Annotated in this window: 13 protein-coding genes and 1 pseudogene; 4 read left to right on the top strand and 10 right to left on the bottom strand. The window is 76.7% G+C overall.

Annotated features, from left to right (window positions below):
• Positions 1-4 precede the first annotated feature (4 nt).
• Complete coding sequence (locus JD79_RS05410; RefSeq protein ID WP_245899754.1) at positions 5-697, top strand: response regulator; 693 nt, start codon at positions 5-7, stop codon at positions 695-697.
• 137 nt (positions 698-834) lie between these two features.
• On the opposite strand, the gene JD79_RS05405 is transcribed toward JD79_RS05410, so the two are convergent.
• Together JD79_RS05405 and JD79_RS05400 are read right to left on the bottom strand one after the other, a co-directional pair.
• Positions 835-2349, bottom strand: a complete 1515-nt coding sequence (locus JD79_RS05405) for a PH domain-containing protein (RefSeq protein ID WP_245899752.1) — start codon at positions 2347-2349, stop codon at positions 835-837.
• Between the two features lie 16 nt (positions 2350-2365).
• Complete coding sequence (locus JD79_RS05400; RefSeq protein WP_110007453.1) at positions 2366-2881, bottom strand: PH domain-containing protein; 516 nt, start codon at positions 2879-2881, stop codon at positions 2366-2368.
• Between the two features lie 78 nt (positions 2882-2959).
• Here JD79_RS05400 and JD79_RS05395 point away from each other — a divergent pair, with 78 nt between their 5' ends.
• Positions 2960-3289, top strand: a complete 330-nt coding sequence (locus JD79_RS05395) for a rhodanese-like domain-containing protein (protein ID WP_245900316.1) — start codon at positions 2960-2962, stop codon at positions 3287-3289.
• Between the two features lie 57 nt (positions 3290-3346).
• Here JD79_RS05395 and JD79_RS05390 read toward each other — a convergent pair whose 3' ends face one another.
• From JD79_RS05390 to JD79_RS05380, 3 genes are read right to left on the bottom strand one after another with little or no spacing between them, the layout of a single operon-like run.
• A complete protein-coding gene (locus JD79_RS05390; RefSeq protein ID WP_110004688.1) occupies positions 3347-4963 on the bottom strand; it encodes a long-chain fatty acid--CoA ligase in 1617 nt (538 codons plus the stop codon).
• Between the two features lie 32 nt (positions 4964-4995).
• Complete coding sequence (locus JD79_RS05385) at positions 4996-5655, bottom strand: DNA alkylation repair protein (protein WP_110004687.1); 660 nt, start codon at positions 5653-5655, stop codon at positions 4996-4998.
• Positions 5655-6863 carry a cytochrome P450 gene (locus JD79_RS05380; RefSeq protein WP_110004686.1) on the bottom strand — a complete coding sequence of 403 codons (1209 nt, stop codon included), beginning with the start codon at positions 6861-6863 and terminating at the stop codon, positions 5655-5657. The genes JD79_RS05385 and JD79_RS05380 overlap by 1 nt, the downstream gene beginning before the upstream one ends.
• A gap of 56 nt (positions 6864-6919) precedes the next feature.
• Here JD79_RS05380 and JD79_RS05375 point away from each other — a divergent pair.
• Positions 6920-7860, top strand: a pseudogene (locus JD79_RS05375) (DUF5926 family protein).
• Positions 7861-8027: 167 nt separating this feature from the next.
• Here the strand turns inward: JD79_RS05375 and JD79_RS22965 are convergent.
• The 4 genes from JD79_RS22965 to JD79_RS05360 form a co-directional block, all read right to left on the bottom strand.
• Positions 8028-8489, bottom strand: coding sequence for a M20/M25/M40 family metallo-hydrolase (locus JD79_RS22965; RefSeq protein ID WP_342767650.1), 462 nt, complete (start codon positions 8487-8489; stop codon positions 8028-8030).
• Positions 8408-9472 carry a M20/M25/M40 family metallo-hydrolase gene (locus JD79_RS22960; protein WP_211307876.1) on the bottom strand — a complete coding sequence of 355 codons (1065 nt, stop codon included), beginning with the start codon at positions 9470-9472 and terminating at the stop codon, positions 8408-8410. Before JD79_RS22960 ends, JD79_RS22965 begins: the two co-directional genes overlap by 82 nt.
• A complete protein-coding gene (locus JD79_RS05365) occupies positions 9469-10932 on the bottom strand; it encodes an MFS transporter (protein ID WP_110004685.1) in 1464 nt (487 codons plus the stop codon). Before JD79_RS05365 ends, JD79_RS22960 begins: the two co-directional genes overlap by 4 nt.
• An 81-nt stretch (positions 10933-11013) precedes the next feature.
• Positions 11014-12240, bottom strand: a complete 1227-nt coding sequence (locus tag JD79_RS05360; protein ID WP_245899747.1) for an arginine deiminase — start codon at positions 12238-12240, stop codon at positions 11014-11016.
• Positions 12241-12314: 74 nt separating this feature from the next.
• Between JD79_RS05360 and JD79_RS05355 the strand changes: the two genes are divergently transcribed.
• Positions 12315-13082, top strand: coding sequence for an SDR family oxidoreductase (locus tag JD79_RS05355; protein ID WP_110004684.1), 768 nt, complete (start codon positions 12315-12317; stop codon positions 13080-13082).
• A 77-nt stretch (positions 13083-13159) separates the two neighbouring features.
• On the opposite strand, the gene JD79_RS05350 is transcribed toward JD79_RS05355, so the two are convergent.
• Entirely contained in the window at positions 13160-16588 is a 3429-nt protein-coding gene (locus JD79_RS05350; RefSeq protein WP_170149126.1) for an ATP-binding protein, read from the bottom strand.
• Between the last annotated feature and the right edge of the window lie 56 nt (positions 16589-16644).

Here is a 16644-nt window from a genome sequence, read left to right as displayed (position 1 = left end):
GGTCGTGGGGTCGACCGACGCCGGGGCTGAGCGTCAGACGCACGTGGACGTGGTCGTCGTCGACGACCACCCGCTGTTCAGCCGGGGGCTGTCACTGCTGCTCCCCGGGGTGAGCGACGGCCGGGTGCGCGTGGTCGCCACCACCGACGACGCGTCCGCGGCGGCCGCGCTGGTGCGCCGGCACCACGCCGACGTCGCCGTCGTGGACCTGCACATGCCGCCACCGGGCGGCGTCCGCGCCATCGCGGCGATCCGCCGGGCCGACCCGGTGGTCCGCGTGGTCGCACTGTCCGGGCTGGCCGAGGCCGACGCGGCGCTGGAGGCGCTGCGGGCCGGGGCGGCCGGGTTCCTGCCCAAGAGCGCCGACCCGGAGCACCTGGTCCGCCCGCTGCTGGCGGTCCTCGACGGCTGGTCGGTGGTCCCCGAGGCGCTGCTGCGCCAGCTCCTCGACGACGCCGCGCCGACCGGCGAGCAGACCGTCGCCGACCGGCTGACCAGCGACGAGCGCCGGCTCTGGCGCCTGGTGGCCGACGGCACCAGCACCGTCGACATCGCCACCACGCTGCACGTGTCCGAGCGGACGGCCAAGCGGCTCGTGGCCTCGCTGCTGCGCAGCCTCGGGGTGGCCACCCGGGTGGAGGCGGCGGCGCTGGCCGGCCGGGTCGGCCTCGGCAAGCCGACCGGCGGGCTGGGCTGAGCGGGGTCCCCGCGGAGCGGCCGTCATCGATCGCCGGGCTACCCGGGCCCGTGATCGACACGCCCCGGTGCCGGTGAACTGGCCCCCACGGGCCAGCGACGAGCCGGTGGCCGTGCGGACCCGGGGAGGGCCCGGCCTCAGCCGGGGAGGTCGGCCGGCGGGGCCGTGGCCCACCGGCCGGAGGCGGCCTCGGTGAACGCCGCGACGTCGGCGGCAGCCATGTCGACGGCCGCGTAGCCGCCGCTGCCGGCGCCGACGCAGGCGACGACGGTGGCCAGTCCGGCCCGCCGCTGGAAGAGGGTCTGCCGCACCTGCCAGCCAACGACGGCGCGCCGCTGCAGCACCGCCTGCTCGCGCACCAGCAGCCCGCTGCGCACGCTGAAGGACCGCGGCCCGGTCGCGTGCCCGAGCGACGCGTAGCGGCCGCGACCGAGCGGGACGCCGAGCACCGTGAGCACCACCCCGGCGGCGAGCACGCCCCAGAACCCGGTGGGGAGGAACAGCACCGTGCCGGCCGCGGTGACGAGCAGCCCGCTGCCGACGGCGCGCACCAGCGCCCGACGTCGCGCGGCCGGCGGGTGCGGCGCGAGGGGACCGGGGTCGTCGACGAGCACGCCGAGCAGCCGCACCGCCTCGGTCCGGGGGCCCAGCGGGAACAGCTGGCCGCGCCGGTTGGCCGCCCCCAGGCCGGTGACCAGCGCGTTGACCCGGGCGGCGCGGACCAACCGCATGCCCAGGCCCTCGGCGAGGGTGCCGCCGCGGACCCGGTCGACCTCCAGCTCGGTGTGCCGCCGGGTCAGCAGCCCGCGGACGGCGACCAGCGAGCCGCCGCGGCGCACCAGCCGGAAGCCCCAGTTGACGACCGCCGCCCCGGCCACCGCGCCGAGGGTCAGCAGGAGCAGCGCCACGACCGCGGTGACGACGAGGACGCGGACGTCGGTGAGGTCGGGCCCGTCGAGGTCGGGGCGCAGGGCCCGGGGCAGCTCCTGCAGCAGCCGCGACAGCGCGCCGACCGCGGCCAGCGGCACCGCGAGGTAGCTGGCGACCAGCGGCGCGTACAGCAGCCAGCGCCGGTCGAAGCGGGCCAGCTCCTCCTCGGCCGGCCCCTCCGGCAGCGGGGCGGACGGGTCCGTCCCGGCAGGTGCGACGGCGGCGCGGCGGTGGGTGAGCACCGAGGTGCGCAGCCGGTCGCCCTCGGCCCGGGGGACGCCGTCGACGACGACCTCCTCGTCCCCGCCGGTCATCGTCCCGGCCGCGGCGTCGATGCGGACGCGGACCAGCCCGAACAGCCGGTGCAGCGCGGGGGCCTCGACCTCCACGCCGCGGATGCGGTCGTTGGGCACGGTGCGCACCGAGCGGGCCAGCAGGCCGCGGGTGAGGACCACCGAGGAGGCGGTGTCGAGGTAGGTGGACCGCCACCACGTCAGCGCCGCGAACAGCAGCGAGAGCGCCGTCACCGCCACCACCAGCGCCACGACGACGCCCGCGCCGTCGGCGCCCACCGCGGCGACCACGGGGATCGCGGCGGGCACGACCTGCCGGGCCTGCCGGAAGGTGACCGTGTGCACCAGGACGATCAGCGGGGAGGTGCGCCGGGGCGCGCTGACCTCCGGCGCGGCCTGTCCCAGGTCCGTCGCCTCGCCACCCGTCACGTGGCCTCGCCACCCGTCACGTGGCCTCGTCCCGGACCTGCTCGGCGCGGCGGGCGAGGTCCTCGGCCACCCGCTCGGCGACGCCGACCTCCAGGTGCGGCACCCGGACGGTGCCCTGCGACGACGCGGTGAGCACCGCGACGCTGGCCAGGCCGTAGAGCTGCTGCAGCACGCCGCGGGTGACGTCGACGGTCTGGATCCGCGCGACCGGCACCAGCGTCCAGGTGCGGCTGAGCCAGCCGGTGAGGGCGTGCACCGTCTCCGCGGTGACCTCCCAGCGGTGCACGCGGTAGCGGATCCACGGCCGGATGCCGACCGCCACGACCGCGTACACGGCGACCAGTGCCGGCAGCAGCCACCGCAGCACCGGGACCGGCCCGCCCACCGACGACGGCACCGCCAGCACGAACACCGCCACCAGGACGCCGTAGACCAGCGTGCCGAGCACCCCCTGCGTGACCCACAGCCAGATCGCCGAGCGCGACAGCGACCAGGCCGGCTCGCGGACCGGGAGCGCGGGGGGAGCGGACATCACGGCCCATCCTCCCAGCCCGGCGGTGACCCGCGTCGCCGGTGCGGCCGGGGCCCACCTGGGAGGATGGGGTGCGTGATGCCGCAGCAGGTCCCGACCGTGTCCGCAGGCGAGGTCCCCGAGGACGCCGTCCTCCTCGACGTCCGCGAGGACGACGAGTGGGTGACCGGCCACGCCCAGGGCGCCACGCACATCCCGATGGGCGACGTCCCGGCACGGCTCGACGAGGTGCCCGACGGTGACCCGGTCTACGTCGTCTGCCGCAGCGGCGGGCGCTCGGCGCGGGTGGCCGCCTGGCTCAACCGCAACGGCTACGACGCGGTGAACGTCGGCGACGGCATGGGCGGGTGGCGGGCGGCCGGCCGGCCCCTGGTGAGCGAGACCGGCCAGCCGCCCTTCGTCCTGTGAGAACCCCCTGCCCCCCACCCGCTCGCAGGCTCGCGGCGGGCCCCTGCAGGGGGCCGGTCAGGACTTGGGCGCGTACTCCGCGAAGCGCGACCGCAGGTCCTTCTTCGAGAACTTGCCCACGCTGGTCTTGGGGACCTCGTCGATGAACTCGACGGCGTCGGGCATCCACCACTTGGCCACCAGCGGCTTGAGGTGCTCGAGGATCTCCTCCTCGGTGGCGGTCTCGCCCTCCCGGAGGACGACGCAGGCCAGCGGCCGCTCGTCCCACTTCGGGTGCGGGATGCCGACGACCGCGGCCTCCTTGACCTTCGGGTGGCTCATGATCGCGTTCTCGAGGTCGACCGAGCTGATCCACTCGCCGCCGGACTTGATGAGGTCCTTGGTGCGGTCGGCGATGCGGATGGAGCCGAAGGAGTCCATCGCCGCGACGTCGCCGGTGCGCATCCAGCCGTCCTCGGTGGTCAGCACCACGCCGGCGTCGGGGTTGTAGTAGTCCTGCGCGCACCACGGGCCGCGGACCTGCAGCTCACCGGTGGCCTTGTCGTCCCAGGGCTGCGGCTCGAGGGTCTCGGCGTCGACGATGCGCGCCTCGACGCCGAGGAACGGGATGCCGGCACGGGAGCGCTGGGCGGCCTTGCCCTCGTCGTCGAGGTCGTCGAAGCGGGGCGGCAGGATGCCCGAGGAGGCGACCGGGTGGGTCTCGGTCATGCCCCAGGCCTGCAGGATCGGCAGGCCGACCTGCTCGCGGTAGGCCTCCGACAGCGCCTTGGGCACCGCCGAGCCGCCGCAGCCGATGTCGCGCAACCGGTGCTCCTTGCCGGCCAGGTGGGGCAGGACGCCCTGCCAGATGGTCGGGACGCCGGCGGTGAACGTGACGCCCTCGTCGACGATCAGCTTGGCCAGCGCCTCGGGCTGCATCATCGGGCCGGGCATGACCAACGAGGCGCCGGCGGCCGGGGCGGCCTGCGCGATGCCCCAGGCGTTGGCGTGGAACATCGGCACGACCGGCATGGCGACGTCGCGGATGCTCAGGCCGAACGCGTTGGGCATCAGCACGCCCATGGTGTGCAGGAACGTCGAGCGGTGGGAGTAGACGACGCCCTTGGGGTTGCCGGTGGTGCCGGACGTGTAGCACATCGAGGCGGCGGAGTTCTCGTCCGTGACGTGGAACTCGACCGGCGAGGCCTCGGCCAGCAGCGCCTCGTAGTCGGAGACGCGCGGGTCGTCGGGGATCTCGTTGTCGCTGCCGTCGTCCATGATCACGACGTGCTGCACGGTCTTCATCGTGTCCACGAGCGGCCAGAACAGCGGCAGCACCGAGCGGTCGACGAAGACGACCTCGTCCTCGGCGTGGTTGGCGATGTAGGTCAGCTGCTCCGGGAAGAGCCGGATGTTGAGGGTGTGCAGGACGCGCCCGGTCGACGGTGCGGCGAAGTACAGCTCGAGGTGGCGCTGGCTGTTCCACCCGAAGGTGCCCACCCGGCCGTCGGCGCTGATCCCCAGCGTGTCGAGGACGCCGCCCAGCTTGCGGGTGCGCTCGGCCCACTCGGCGTAGGTCACCTTCGTGACGCCGGTGGGGCTGTTGGTCGCGATGGTCCCGTCGCCGTAGTGCTGCTCGACGTGCCGGAAGATCGCGTCGATGGTGAGGGGGAAGTCCTGCATGAGCCCGCGCATGGCCGCATCGTGCCAGTGACCGGGCTCACCATCTACCGGGGACTGCGTCGCTCCAGCTCCCGCAGGGCGTCCGTGCCCACCCAGCGCGCGCCGCGGCCCCCCGACCGCAGCTGCTGCGCCGTCTCGACGGCACGGGCGCGCAGGCCGGGGCTGCGCTTGCCGATCTGGCGCAGCGCCCAGCTCGCGCCCTTGCGGACGAGCGGCCGGTCGTCGTCGGCCCGCTCGGCGACCGCGCGCAGGAACGGCTCGAACCGCTCGTCGCCCGACCGCTCGTCGGCGACCGCGAGGCCGGCCATGACGGCGAAGCCGGCCCGCTTCACGAACGGCTCGGGGCGCGCGCTCCACGCCAGTGCGCGCTCCCAGGCGAACGGGGTGTGCCGGACCAGGTTCTGGCAGACCTGGTCGCACAGGTCCCACGAGTCGAACGCGGCCGCCCACTCGTCGAGCTGCCGCCCGGTCACCGCGGCCGGGTCCTCGACCAAGCTCGCGAGGATGCGCGCCTCGTGGACGCCGGAGGCCCACAGCCCCGCGGCCAGCTCGTGCGAGCGGCCGAGCTGCTCGGCCAGCACGCGCAGCTCGGCCACCGTGACACCGAGGGTCTCCGCGCCGCCGACGCCGTGGCGGGCCATCCCCGCCAGCCGCGCCGGGTCGGCCAGCGCGCGCAGCCGGCCGAGGACCTCCGCGGCGTCCACTAGCGGGTCAGGACGACGGGCAGCTCGGCCAGGCCGCGGATGACGAACTCGGGACGGCGCCGCGCCGGGCGGGCCAGCTCCAGCCGCGAGGTCCGCTCCAGCAGCGCGCCGAAGGAGGCCTGCAGCTCCACGCGGGCCAGCGGTGCCCCGATGCAGAAGTGCACGCCCGCGCCGAAGGAGACGTGCGGGTTGTCGCCGCGGCCGACGTCTAGGGTGTCGGGGTCGGCGAAGACGGCGGGGTCGCGGTTGGCGGCGCCGAGCAGAGCGGCCACCTTCTGCCCCTCGCGCACGGTGGTGCCGCCGACCTCCACGTCGGCCGTGGCGGTGCGCTCGAACAGCTGCAGCGGCGAGTCGAAGCGCATGAGCTCCTCGACCGCCGTCGGCAGCAGCGCCGGGTCGGCCCGCAGCCGCGCCAGCTCGCCGGGGTGCTCCAGCAGCGCGAGCAGCCCGTTGCCGCTGACGTTGACCGTGGCCTCGTGGCCGGCGTTGAGCAGCAGGATGCAGGTGGTGACCAGCTCGTCCTCGGTCAGCCGGTCGCCCTCGGCGTCGCGGACGGTGACCAGGTGCGAGAGCAGGTCCTCACCCGGCGCCCGGCGGCGCTGCGCGGCGAGCTCGCGCAGGTAGGCGACGAACTCCGCGGCGGCCCGCTCGGCGGCGTCCTCGACCGCCGTCGTCCGGCCGTACTCGTACATCTTCACGATGGCGTTGGACCACGGGCGCAGCAGCGGGCGGTCGGCCGCGGGGACGCCGAGCAGCTCGGCGATGACGGCGACCGGCAGCTCCTCGGCCATGCCGGACAGGACGTCGACGGGCTCGGTGCCGCCCGAGCGCTCCACCAGGCCGTCGACCAGCTCGCCGGCCAGGTCCTGCACCCACGGGCGCAGCCGCTCGACGTGGCCGCGGGCGAACGCGGCGCTGACCAGGCGGCGGAGGCGGGTGTGGTCGGGCGGCTCCATCTCCAGGAGGGCGTTGCGGTGGATCAGGTTGAACGCGCCGAACCGCGCGGCCGGCTCCCGGTCGCGCCAGATGCGGCCTAGCCGCCGGTCGCGCAGGACGGCGTTGCTCTCCGCGTGGGTGAACGCCAGCCACAGGGCCAGCCCCTCGTGCCACTGCACCGGCGCGACGGCGCGGGCGGCGGCGAACGCGGGGTAGGGATCGGCGACGACGGCGGGGTCGGTGAGGTCCAGCGGTGCCGCCACGGAGGTCACGGCTGCCGACCCTATGCGGCGCGGGAGCGGCCGGGGGCCCACATACCCTGGGCCGCATGGCCCGTTCCGCGACCCGCCGCCGTCCCGCACCCGCACCCGCACCCGCCGCCGGCGAGGTCAACCCCAAGGCCCCGTGTCCCTGCGGGTCGGGCCGCCGGTACAAGCACTGCCACGGCTCGGGCTACGCGCCGCCGGTGACCCGCCCGTTCGAGGGCCTGCCCGGCGAGCCGGACTGGGTGGCGCTGCGCGAGCTGGTGCCGGCCGCCACCGCGCCGCTGACGACCACCGACGGTCGCGCCGTCACCCTCGCCAGCGTGCTCCCCGGCGGCGCGCCGGCGCTGGTCCGGAGCAACGGCGAGATCCTGCTCGGCGTCCAGCTGCCGGCCTCCTCCGACGACGTCAGCCGCGACCTCGGCACCGCGCTGGCCGCGGCGCTGGAGTCGCCGGCCGGCGCGCCGGTGGACCCGGGCCCCATCGGGGCCGCCGGGTCGGCGGGGCCGCGGCTGCAGGAGCTGCTCGACCCCACCGCGCCCCTCGAGGTGACCGTGCACCCCGACTTCGGCTTCTGGCTGGAGGGCACCGACGCCAACGCCGCCGCCCGCGCCGGGCTGGAGCGGGCCAACGAGGCCGTGCTCCCGACCGAGCGCCTGGAGGGGCTCGAGGCGGCGTACTGGGTGCGGCCGGGCAACGAGCGCGCCCACCTGCGCTGGGTGCGGCCCGAGGCCGAGGAGCCGCTGCTCGACGCGCTGGCCCGGCTCTCGGCGTCCGAGCAGCTGCTGCTCGGCGAGGGCACCCGCTACGCCGGCGCCTTCCGCGCCCACGGGCTGGTCGTGCCGGTGTGGGACCTGCCCGCCGACACCCCGCGCAGGAGTGGGCCGGCCCGGCGGCGGAGTTCGCCAGCCGCCTCGAGCAGGCCCTGGCCTCGAGCGAGCCGCTGACCGCCGACGAGCGCCGCGCCCGCGCCGGCCTGCTCTCCCGCCAGGTCACCCTGCGCTGACCTCACCGATGCGGGTGTCCTCACGCCGCCGCTCGTGCTCTGCCCCGCGTCGCGGGGCAGAGCACGAGCGTGCGCAGGGCACCCGCCCCGTCGTCTCCTCGTGCTCTGCTCACGATCGGGGGCAGAGCACGAGCGTCCGCGGAGTGACCTGGTCCGGCCGGCGGCGCTCAGAGGTGCCGGACGAGGTGGCGGAAGAACACCGCGCCGCGGTGCAGTGCGGCGACGCTGATCCGCTCGTCGGCCGCGTGCAGCGCGTCGAGCTCGCCGCGGGACAGGTCGAAGGGCATGAACCGGTAGACGCTGTCGCTGATCTGCGCGAAGTGCCGGGCGTCGCTGGCCTGCACCATCAGGTACGGCGCGACGGCCGCCTCCGGGTACACCGCCCGCACCGCCGCCCCGAGCGCCGCGTAAGCCTCGTTGTCGGTCCGCGAGACCGGTGACGGGTCGTTGCCCGAGAGCACCCGCACCTCGACCGAGGGGTCGCCGACCACCCGGCGCAGCCGGTCGACCGTCGACTGCACGGTCTCGCCGAGCGCGATGCGGATGTTCAGGTGCGCGCGGGCCCGCGTGGCCAGCACGTTGCGCGCGCTGCTGCCCTCGAGCTCGGTGACCGCCACAGTCGTCCGCACCAGCGCGTTCGCCTCCCGGCTGGCCCGCGCCAGCGCCGTGGCGAGCAGCGGTCGCAGCGCGCGGGCGTGGGCGAACAGCGCCCGGTACGCGCCGGAGGCGTGCCGGCCGGCGGCGTCGACCATCCCCAGCACGACGTCGTCGAGCCGGGCCGGGAAGGGGCGGCGTCCAGCCGCAGGATCGCCCGCGCCAGCCGGGCCGGGGCGCCGTCCGGCGTGGGCGAGGACGCATGCCCGCCGGGGTCGGAGGTCACCAGGTCGACGTCGAGCAGGCCCTTCTCGGCGAGCCCGACGACGGCGATCTGCCCCGGCACGCCCGGGAAGACGCCGGTCACCACGGCGCCGCCCTCGTCGACCACCGCCCACGGCTCGATGCCCCGGTCGCGGAACACCTGCACGGCCTGCTGGGCGCCGACGCCGAGGACCTCCTCGTCGTTGCTGGAGGAGACGTAGACGTCGCGCGCCGGGGTGTGCCCCGCGGCGGCCAGCGACTCGACCGCCTCGAGGACCGCCACCAGGGAGCCCTTGTCGTCGACGGCACCGCGGCCGTGCACCCAGCCGTCCTCGACCGCCCCGGAGAACGGGTCGCGGGTCCAGGCCTGGCCGGTGACCGGGACGACGTCGTGGTGGGCCATGAGCACCAGCGGCGGGCGGTCGGTGCCGCTGCGCCAGCGCCAGAGCAGCGCCCCGCCGTCGAGGACCTCCCGCTCGAGCACCCGGTGCGTGTGCGGGTACAGCTCCGCCAGGCGGTCGCGGAAGCGCGCGAACGCCGCGGCGTCGACCTGGTCCGGATCGCGCGAGGAGACCGTCGGGATGCGGATGAGCTCGCCCAGCCGGGCCGCGGCGGCGTCGGCGTCCAGGCCCGAGGCGTCCGCGGGCGGGACGGGTGCCTCGAGCGGCCGGAAGCGGGCGACCCGCCGCGCCACCGCCGCGGCTCCCGCGGCCACCCCGGCCACCGGGCCGAGGAGGAGCGGTGCGGTCCTCACGCGACCTCCCGCACGCCCACGGCTTCCGGCCGGTCGGAGAACGCCAGCCGCGGCACGAACACCAGCGACAGCGCGGCCAGCCACGCCGTCCCCCCGCACACCACCCAGACGGTGACGTAGCCCGCCAGCGACCCCGCCGTCCCCACGGACCCGGCCGCGAGGGCGACGGCGAAGACGGCGGAGGCGAAGCTCCCGCCGAGCACCTTGGTGGTGTTGGTCAACCCGGTGGCCACGCCGGTGCGGCCGGGCGGGGCCGCCGCGGCCGCGGCGGCCGGCAGCGCCGCCACGAGCGCGCCGGAGCCCAGCCCGGCGACCACCATCGCCCCGAGGACCTGCGGGAGGGTGGAGTGCAGCGGCACGAGCAGCAGGTACCCGAGGCCGGTGAGCGTCGCGGCGCCGATGAGGGTGACGCGCGGGGTGGTGGCCTGGGAGACGCGGGAGAACTGGCTCGCGCCCAGGAGCATCGACACGACGTAGCCGCCGATGACGACCGACACCTCGCTCGTGGACAGTCCCAGGCCGTAGCCGTAGACCTCCGGGTCGGTGCGCGCGAAGGTCGACAGCGGGCCCTGGGCGCCGAGCACGCTCACGCCGAACAGCCCGGCGGTCAGCTGCACCGGCCACATGCTGGGGGAGCGCAGCACCCGGAAGTCGACCAGCGGGTCCTCCCGGCGCAGCTCGTAGCGGACGAACGGCGCGACCAGCGCCACGCCGAGCGCGGTCACCAGCCAGGGCCACGGCTCGCCGGCGCCGTTGACGCGCACGAACGTCAGGCCGCCGGTGATCACCAGCAGCACGACGCTGAGCAGCGCCACGCCGGTCACGTCGACGTCCCCGCTGCGGCGGTCGGTGCTCTCCGGCACGCGGGTCAGCACGACGACGCAGACGCCGACGACGAGGACCCCCGGGAGCAGCAGCACCAGCCAGAACCGCCCCGCGAGCGCGGCGCCGACCTGCCCGCCGCCCAGGGCGCCCACGATGGCGCCGGCCTGCAGCGCCGCGACGATCAGGCCGGTCGCCCGGCGGGTGCTCGCCGCGGCGTCCGCCCGGCCGCGCGACCGCGCGTGGATCAGCGCGACCTGCAGCGGCAGCCAGGCGGCGTAGACGCCCTGCAGCGCCCAGGCCACGAGGAAGACGCCGAAGTCCTGGGCGGTCGCCAGCAGCACCGTGGCCGCCGCGACCACCACCGCCGAGAGCAGCAGCATCCGCCGGTGGCCGTGGAGGTCGCCGAGCTTGGCCAGGACCGGCACGGCGATCGCCGAGAGCATGAGCTGGGCGGCCTCGAGCCAGTTGACGTCGGCGTCGTGGATCCCGAGGTGGCGGGCGACGTCGCTCAGCAGCGGGACGTAGTAGCCCTGCAGCACGCCGCTGGTGAACTCGACGAAGACGAGGAAGCCGACCAGCCCCCCGCCGAGCCCCGCGATCCGGCCGGTGCGCCGGGCGGCCTGCGTACCTGTCACGCTTCGCGTCCTCTCACCGGGACCTCCCGGCACGGGAGGGGTACGGCAGCGTACTGAGCGGCAGTGTCGCGCCGAGAGGGTCTACAGCGGGTCGCGCCACACCGGGCAGGACATGCACCGGGGCCCGCCGCGGCCGCTGCCGAGCTCCGAGCCCGCGATCGGCACCACCTCGATGCCGGCCGCCTCCAGCGCGGCGTTGGTGACGGTGTTGCGCTCGTAGGCCACCGCCAGCCGCGGCGCCAGCGCGAGGGTGTTGTTGCCGTCGTCCCACTGCTCGCGCTCGGCGGTGACCGGGTCCAGGCCGGTGTCGATCACCCGCAGCCGCTCGATGCCCATGGCCTCGGCCGCGGCGACGACGAACGGCGCGGGCCCGCGGACGACGAGGTCGGTGGTGTCGTCGTCGTCCGGGGGCGTGTCGGCGGTGACCGTCCAGGCCACCAGCGTGTCGGCCACCGCCGGGTACATGACCATGGCGTCGACGTCGACCATCGTGGCGATGGTGTCCAGGTGCATGGTCGCCCGCTCCTGGGCGATCGGGACGACGAGCACCGTGTGCGCCAGCCCCCGCGCGAACACCCGGCGGGCCAGCCGCTCGGCGCCGCCCGGCGTCGTCCGCTCCCCGACCCCCACGGCCACCACCCCCGGGGCCAGCAGGAGGACGTCCCCGCCCTCGAGGTGCTCCAGCGAGGAGTCGTAGAGCTGCTCGGCGCCGGCGAAGCGCGGGTGGTACGTGGCGATCGCGCGGGTGATCGTGCTCTCCCGGTGCCGGGCGGGCATGGCCAGCGAGGTGATGGCCACCTGGTCCCCGACCCACACCGACGAGTCGCGGGTGAACAGCAGGTTGGGCAGCGGCGGGACGACGAAGTCGTGCCGGTCCATGACCTCGTAGGCCAGCCCCCGCCCGCCGCGCAGCTCGTGGTGCGCCAGCCCGGCCATCAGCGCACCGGCGAGGTCCTCCGGCGCCAGGCCGGCGAGGTGCGCGGCCGCGGCCCGGGTGAGGGTGGCCCCGAGGCGGGGGTCGTCGACGGCGGCGCCGATCAGCTCCTCCCGCGCCTCCGGCGCGGCCAGTACCTCGGCCAGCAGCCGGTCGAGGTACAGGACCTCGACGCCGCGGCCGGTGAGCGCGGCGGCGAACGCGTCGTGCTCCTCCTGCGCGCGGGCCACCCACGGCACGCCGTCGAAGAGCAGCTGGTCGTTGTTGCGGGGGGTCAGCCGGCGCAGCTCGGCGCCCGGCCGGTGCAGGACCACCGTCCGCAGCGGGCCGACCTCGCTGGTCACGCCCAGGGGGCGGGGGGCCGCGGTCGTCACGGGGACCGAGGCTGGCACAGTGACCGGGCCGTCGCACGACACCGCCGGCCCCCGAGGGCACCAGGAGGCACCGCGTGGACCTGTTCGACCTGACCGGGAAGGTCGCCGTCGTCACCGGCGGCACGCGCGGCATCGGCCTGATGATGGCCCGCGGCCTGCTGCAGGCCGGGGCGTCGGTCTACGTCTCCTCGCGCAAGCCGGAGGCCGGCGAGCAGGCCGCCGCGGAGCTGGCCGCGTACGGCCGGGTCGAGTCGATCCCCGCCGACATCAGCACCGAGGCCGAGTGCGTCCGGCTGGCCGAGGAGGTCGGCCGGCGGGAGGAGCGCGTGCACGTGCTCGTCAACAACGCCGGCGCCACCTGGGGCGAGCCGTTGGAGACCTTCCCCGCCTCGGCCTGGGACAAGGTCCTCGACCTCAACCTCAAGGCCCCGTTCTTCCTCACCCGGGCGATGCTGCCGCTGCTCGAGGCCGCCGCCACCGACGACGACCCCGCCCGCGTGGTCAACGTCGGCAGCATCGACGGCCTGCACGTGCCGGTCCTGCCCACCTACTCCTACTCCTCGAGCAAGGCCGCGGTGCACCAGCTCACCCGGCACCTGGCCAAGGAGCTGGGACCGAGGCGGATCACCGTCAACGCCGTCGCCCCGGGGCCGTTCGAGTCGAAGATGATGGCCGCCACGCTGGCCGCCCGCGGCGACGAGATCGCCGCCAGCTCGCCGCTGGGCCGCATCGGCCGTCCCGACGACATGGCCGGCGTCGTCGTCTACCTGGCCAGCCGGGCCGGCGCGTACGTCACCGGCGCCGTCATCCCGGTCGACGGCGGCCGCGCGACCACGCTCTGACCGTTCCGGTCCGATGTCGGCCCCGTCCAGAGGCTCACCCCGAGCCTGCGAGGGGTGAGGAGGACGGGGTCCTTCGTCTAGGCGGGGCGCCCCTCCGCGGGGCGCTCCGCGGCCCGGCGCGGCGTCGGCGGCGCGGGCCGGCGGCGCGGCGGGCGGCGCGCCGCCTCCGCCGGCACCCGCGCGAGGTGTGCCTCGGCGAGCGCCACCTGCCGCGGGGAGCCCACCTTGCGGCCCTGCTCGCGCGCGCCGGTCCACCAGTCGCGGGCGGCCACCGTGTCGCCGGTGCGCTCGGCGATCCGCCCGAGCACCTCGTCGTAGGCGCCAAGGGTGAAGGCCGGGGTGCCGAGCACCGCCTGCCGGCCGCGGAAGGGCAGCAGCGCGACGGTGGCCATCGTCAGCTCGGGCTCGTCGCCGAGGTGCAGCGCGGCCTCGGCCTGCAGCAGCACCGCGACGTCGCTGGCCCAGTCCCGGATCTGGGTGCGGCCCCACCGGGCGCGCAGCCGCCGCGCCTCGGCCAGGTCGCCGGACTCGGCGGCGGCCAGCACGGCCATGAGCTGCAGCAGCGGGTTGCCCTCGTCGCCGGTCTGCACGAGCAGGTCGATCGCCTCGGGCAGCCGGCCGTCGGCGCGGCGGAGGGTGAACACGTGCGCGGCGTAGGCGTGGCGCGAGTGCGGGGTCACGCGGCGGTAGAGCTCGTGCGCCTCGGTGGTCAGCTCCTCGGCGCGCGCGGCGTCGCCGGCCAGCCAGGCGGCGCCGGCCTGCTGCCACAGCACGTGCGGGCGCACCTCGGGGCCCGACAGGGAGAACGCCAGCCGCCGCCCCGCCTCCAGGTCGGCCTCGAAACCGGCGCGGTCGGTCAGGTGCAGCCGGATCGCCGCGCGGTGCAGCCGCGCGTAGAACTCCGTGCGCCGCGGCAGCCCGTGCCCGGTCAGGGCCAGCGCCTCGTCGGTGGCCGCCAGCCGCAGCTCGGCGGCCCCCGGGCGGCCCCACACCGCGAGCGAGTAGTTGTTCAGCGTCCGGCCCAGCAGCTCCGGGTCCCCGACGCCACGGGCCAGCGCCACCGCCCGCTCGGCGTACCGGACGCCGCGCTGCAGGTCCTCGCTGAAGGCCAGCTCGACGCCGAGGGTGCCCAGCAGCCGCGCGGTCAGCCGGTCGCTCTCGGCCTCGGTGGCGTCCGGCGCGATCTCGTCGCGGTGCTCGAGCAGGTCCTCCAGCAGCGCCACCATCTCGGCGTCGACGACGCCGTGCGGCCGCCAGTTCCACAGCGTGACCGAGCCCCAGACGGCGGCCGACTCGAGCTGGCAGCGCCGGTCGCCGAGCTCGCGGGCCAGCGCGATCGCCTCGCCGACCACCTGCTGGGCCTCGGTGCGCTCGCCGCTGCGCAGCAGGTCGTTGCCGAGCGCGGTGAGCAGGTCGTGCCGGGTGCGGGCGGCGCCGGGCTGCGAGGGGTCCACCAGCCGCAGCGCGCGGCGGGTGTGCACCGCGGCCTCGCCGTCGGCCAGGCGCGCCCGGGCCGCCGCCGCGGCGGCGGTCGACCAGCGCAGTCCGGCGGCGGGACCGGCGACGGGAGCCGCCTCGACGAAGTGGTGCGCCAGCCGCTCGACCAGCGCGCCGTCGGGGCGGCTGCCGGCCAGCCGCCGCTCCAGCGCCTCGCCGAGGCGCGCGTGCAGCCGGGCCCGCCGGAGCGCGGGGAGGTCGTCGGCGAGCACCTCGCGGACCAGCGCGTGGGTGAACCGCCAGCTCCACGGGGTGGCGCCCTCGACGACGAGGCCCGCGGCGACCGCGGCGTCGAGGGCGGCCAGCGCCTGCTCGGCGGGCTCCCCGGCGGCCTCGAGCAGGTCCAGGGCCACCTCGCGCCCGGCGACGGCGGCCAGCTCCAGCACCGGACGCGTGCCCCCGGGCAGCCGGGCCAGGCGGGTGCGCAGCACCTCGACCACCGACGGCGGCACCGGCACGGTGTGCAGGTCGCGGCCGCCGCGCATCCAGCGGGACAGCTCGACGACGAAGAACGGGTTGCCCGCCGTGCGGTCGTGCACCGTGGCGGCCAGCCCCGGGTCACCGGCCGAGCCCAGCTGCGCGGTCAGCAGCGAGCCGACGTCGTCGGGGTCGAGGCCCCGCAGCGTGATCGTGGTGGCCGAGGGCTCGCGGGCCAGCCGGGCCAGGCAGTCCTCGACCGCCTCGGGCAGGTCCTCCCCGACGCTGCGCACCGTCACGACGACGAGCAGCCGCACCCGCGGCAGGTGGCGGGCGAGCAGGGTGAGCAGCTGCACCGACGTCGTGTCGGCGCCCTGCAGGTCGTCGAGGACCACGAGCACCGGGCGCTCGCCGGCGGCGGCGGTGAGCCGGGCCCGCAGCGCCTGGAACAGGCGGAACCGGGCGGCGTCGGCGTCGTCCCCGTCCTGCCCGCCGGGGGCCGGCGGCTCCTGGCCGAGCTGCTCGAGCACCTGCGTCCACGGCCACAGCGCGGGAGCGCCGGCGTCGTCGGCGCACCGGCTCTCGGCGACCGCCCACCCGACGGCCCGGATCGTGTCCGCGAGGGCCTCGGCCAGCCGGGTCTTGCCGATGCCGGCCTCCCCGCCGAGCACGACGACGGCGCCGCGGCCGGCGGCGGCCTGCTCGGCGACCGCCCGCAGCCGGGCGAGCTCCGCGCGGCGGCCGACCAGCGTCTCGTCGCCGGGTGCGGCCAGCGGCGCGGGCGCCGGCGGGGGCACCACCGACAGCACCGGCCGGGGCACCCGCGAGGTCAGCCGGGGGTCCTGCCGGAGCACCGCCTGCTCGAGGTCACGCAGCTCGGGGCCGGGGTCGATGCCCAGCTCCTCGCGCAGCAGCTCGGTGCAGCGGCGCAGGGCGTCGAGCGCGTCGGCCTGCCGGTCGGCGGCGTAGAGGGCGGTCACCAGCCGCGCCCACAGCCGCTCGCGCAGCGGGTGCTCGGCGACGAGCCGCTGCAGGTCGGTGACGGCGGCGTCGGCCCGGCCGACGGCGAGCAGCGCGTCGCAGCGGCGTTCGCGGGCCCGCACGTGCAGCTCGGTGAGGCGCAACCGGTCGGTGGCCGCGCCGGGGGCGTCGCCGAGCTCGGCCAGGGGCTCGCCGCGCCACAGCTCCAGCGCGCGGTCGAGGGCGGCCACCCCGCCGGAGGGGTCGCCCGCCCCGACGGCGCGGTCGCCCTCCTCCACCAGGCGGGCGAAGCGCAGGCTGTCGAGGTCCTCGGCGCCGACCTGCACCAGGTAGCCGGGCGCGCGGGTGAGCAGCACCGACGGGGCCTGGCGGGGCCCGCGCTCGGGCTCGAGCACCCGGCGCAGGTGGGAGACGTAGGCCTGCAGCGTGCCGGTCACGGTGGGCGGCGGCTCGTCGCCCCACAGCGTGCTGACGATCCGGTCGATCGGGACGACCCGGCCGGCCTCGGCCAGCAGCAGCGTCAGCAGCGCGCGGGGCTTGGCCCCTCCGACGTCGACGGGGCGGTCGTCGGGACCGGTGACCTCGAGGGGGCCGAGGACGCGGTACCGCACGAGGGCGCATCCTCGCAGGTCGAACCTCGCAGCGGGAGGGGTCCGTGCGGCCCAAG

This window comes from Geodermatophilus normandii, from assembly GCF_003182485.1.
In the GTDB taxonomy this organism is placed as follows: domain Bacteria; phylum Actinomycetota; class Actinomycetes; order Mycobacteriales; family Geodermatophilaceae; genus Geodermatophilus; species Geodermatophilus normandii.
This window is presented reverse-complemented; position numbering and strand designations above follow the sequence as displayed.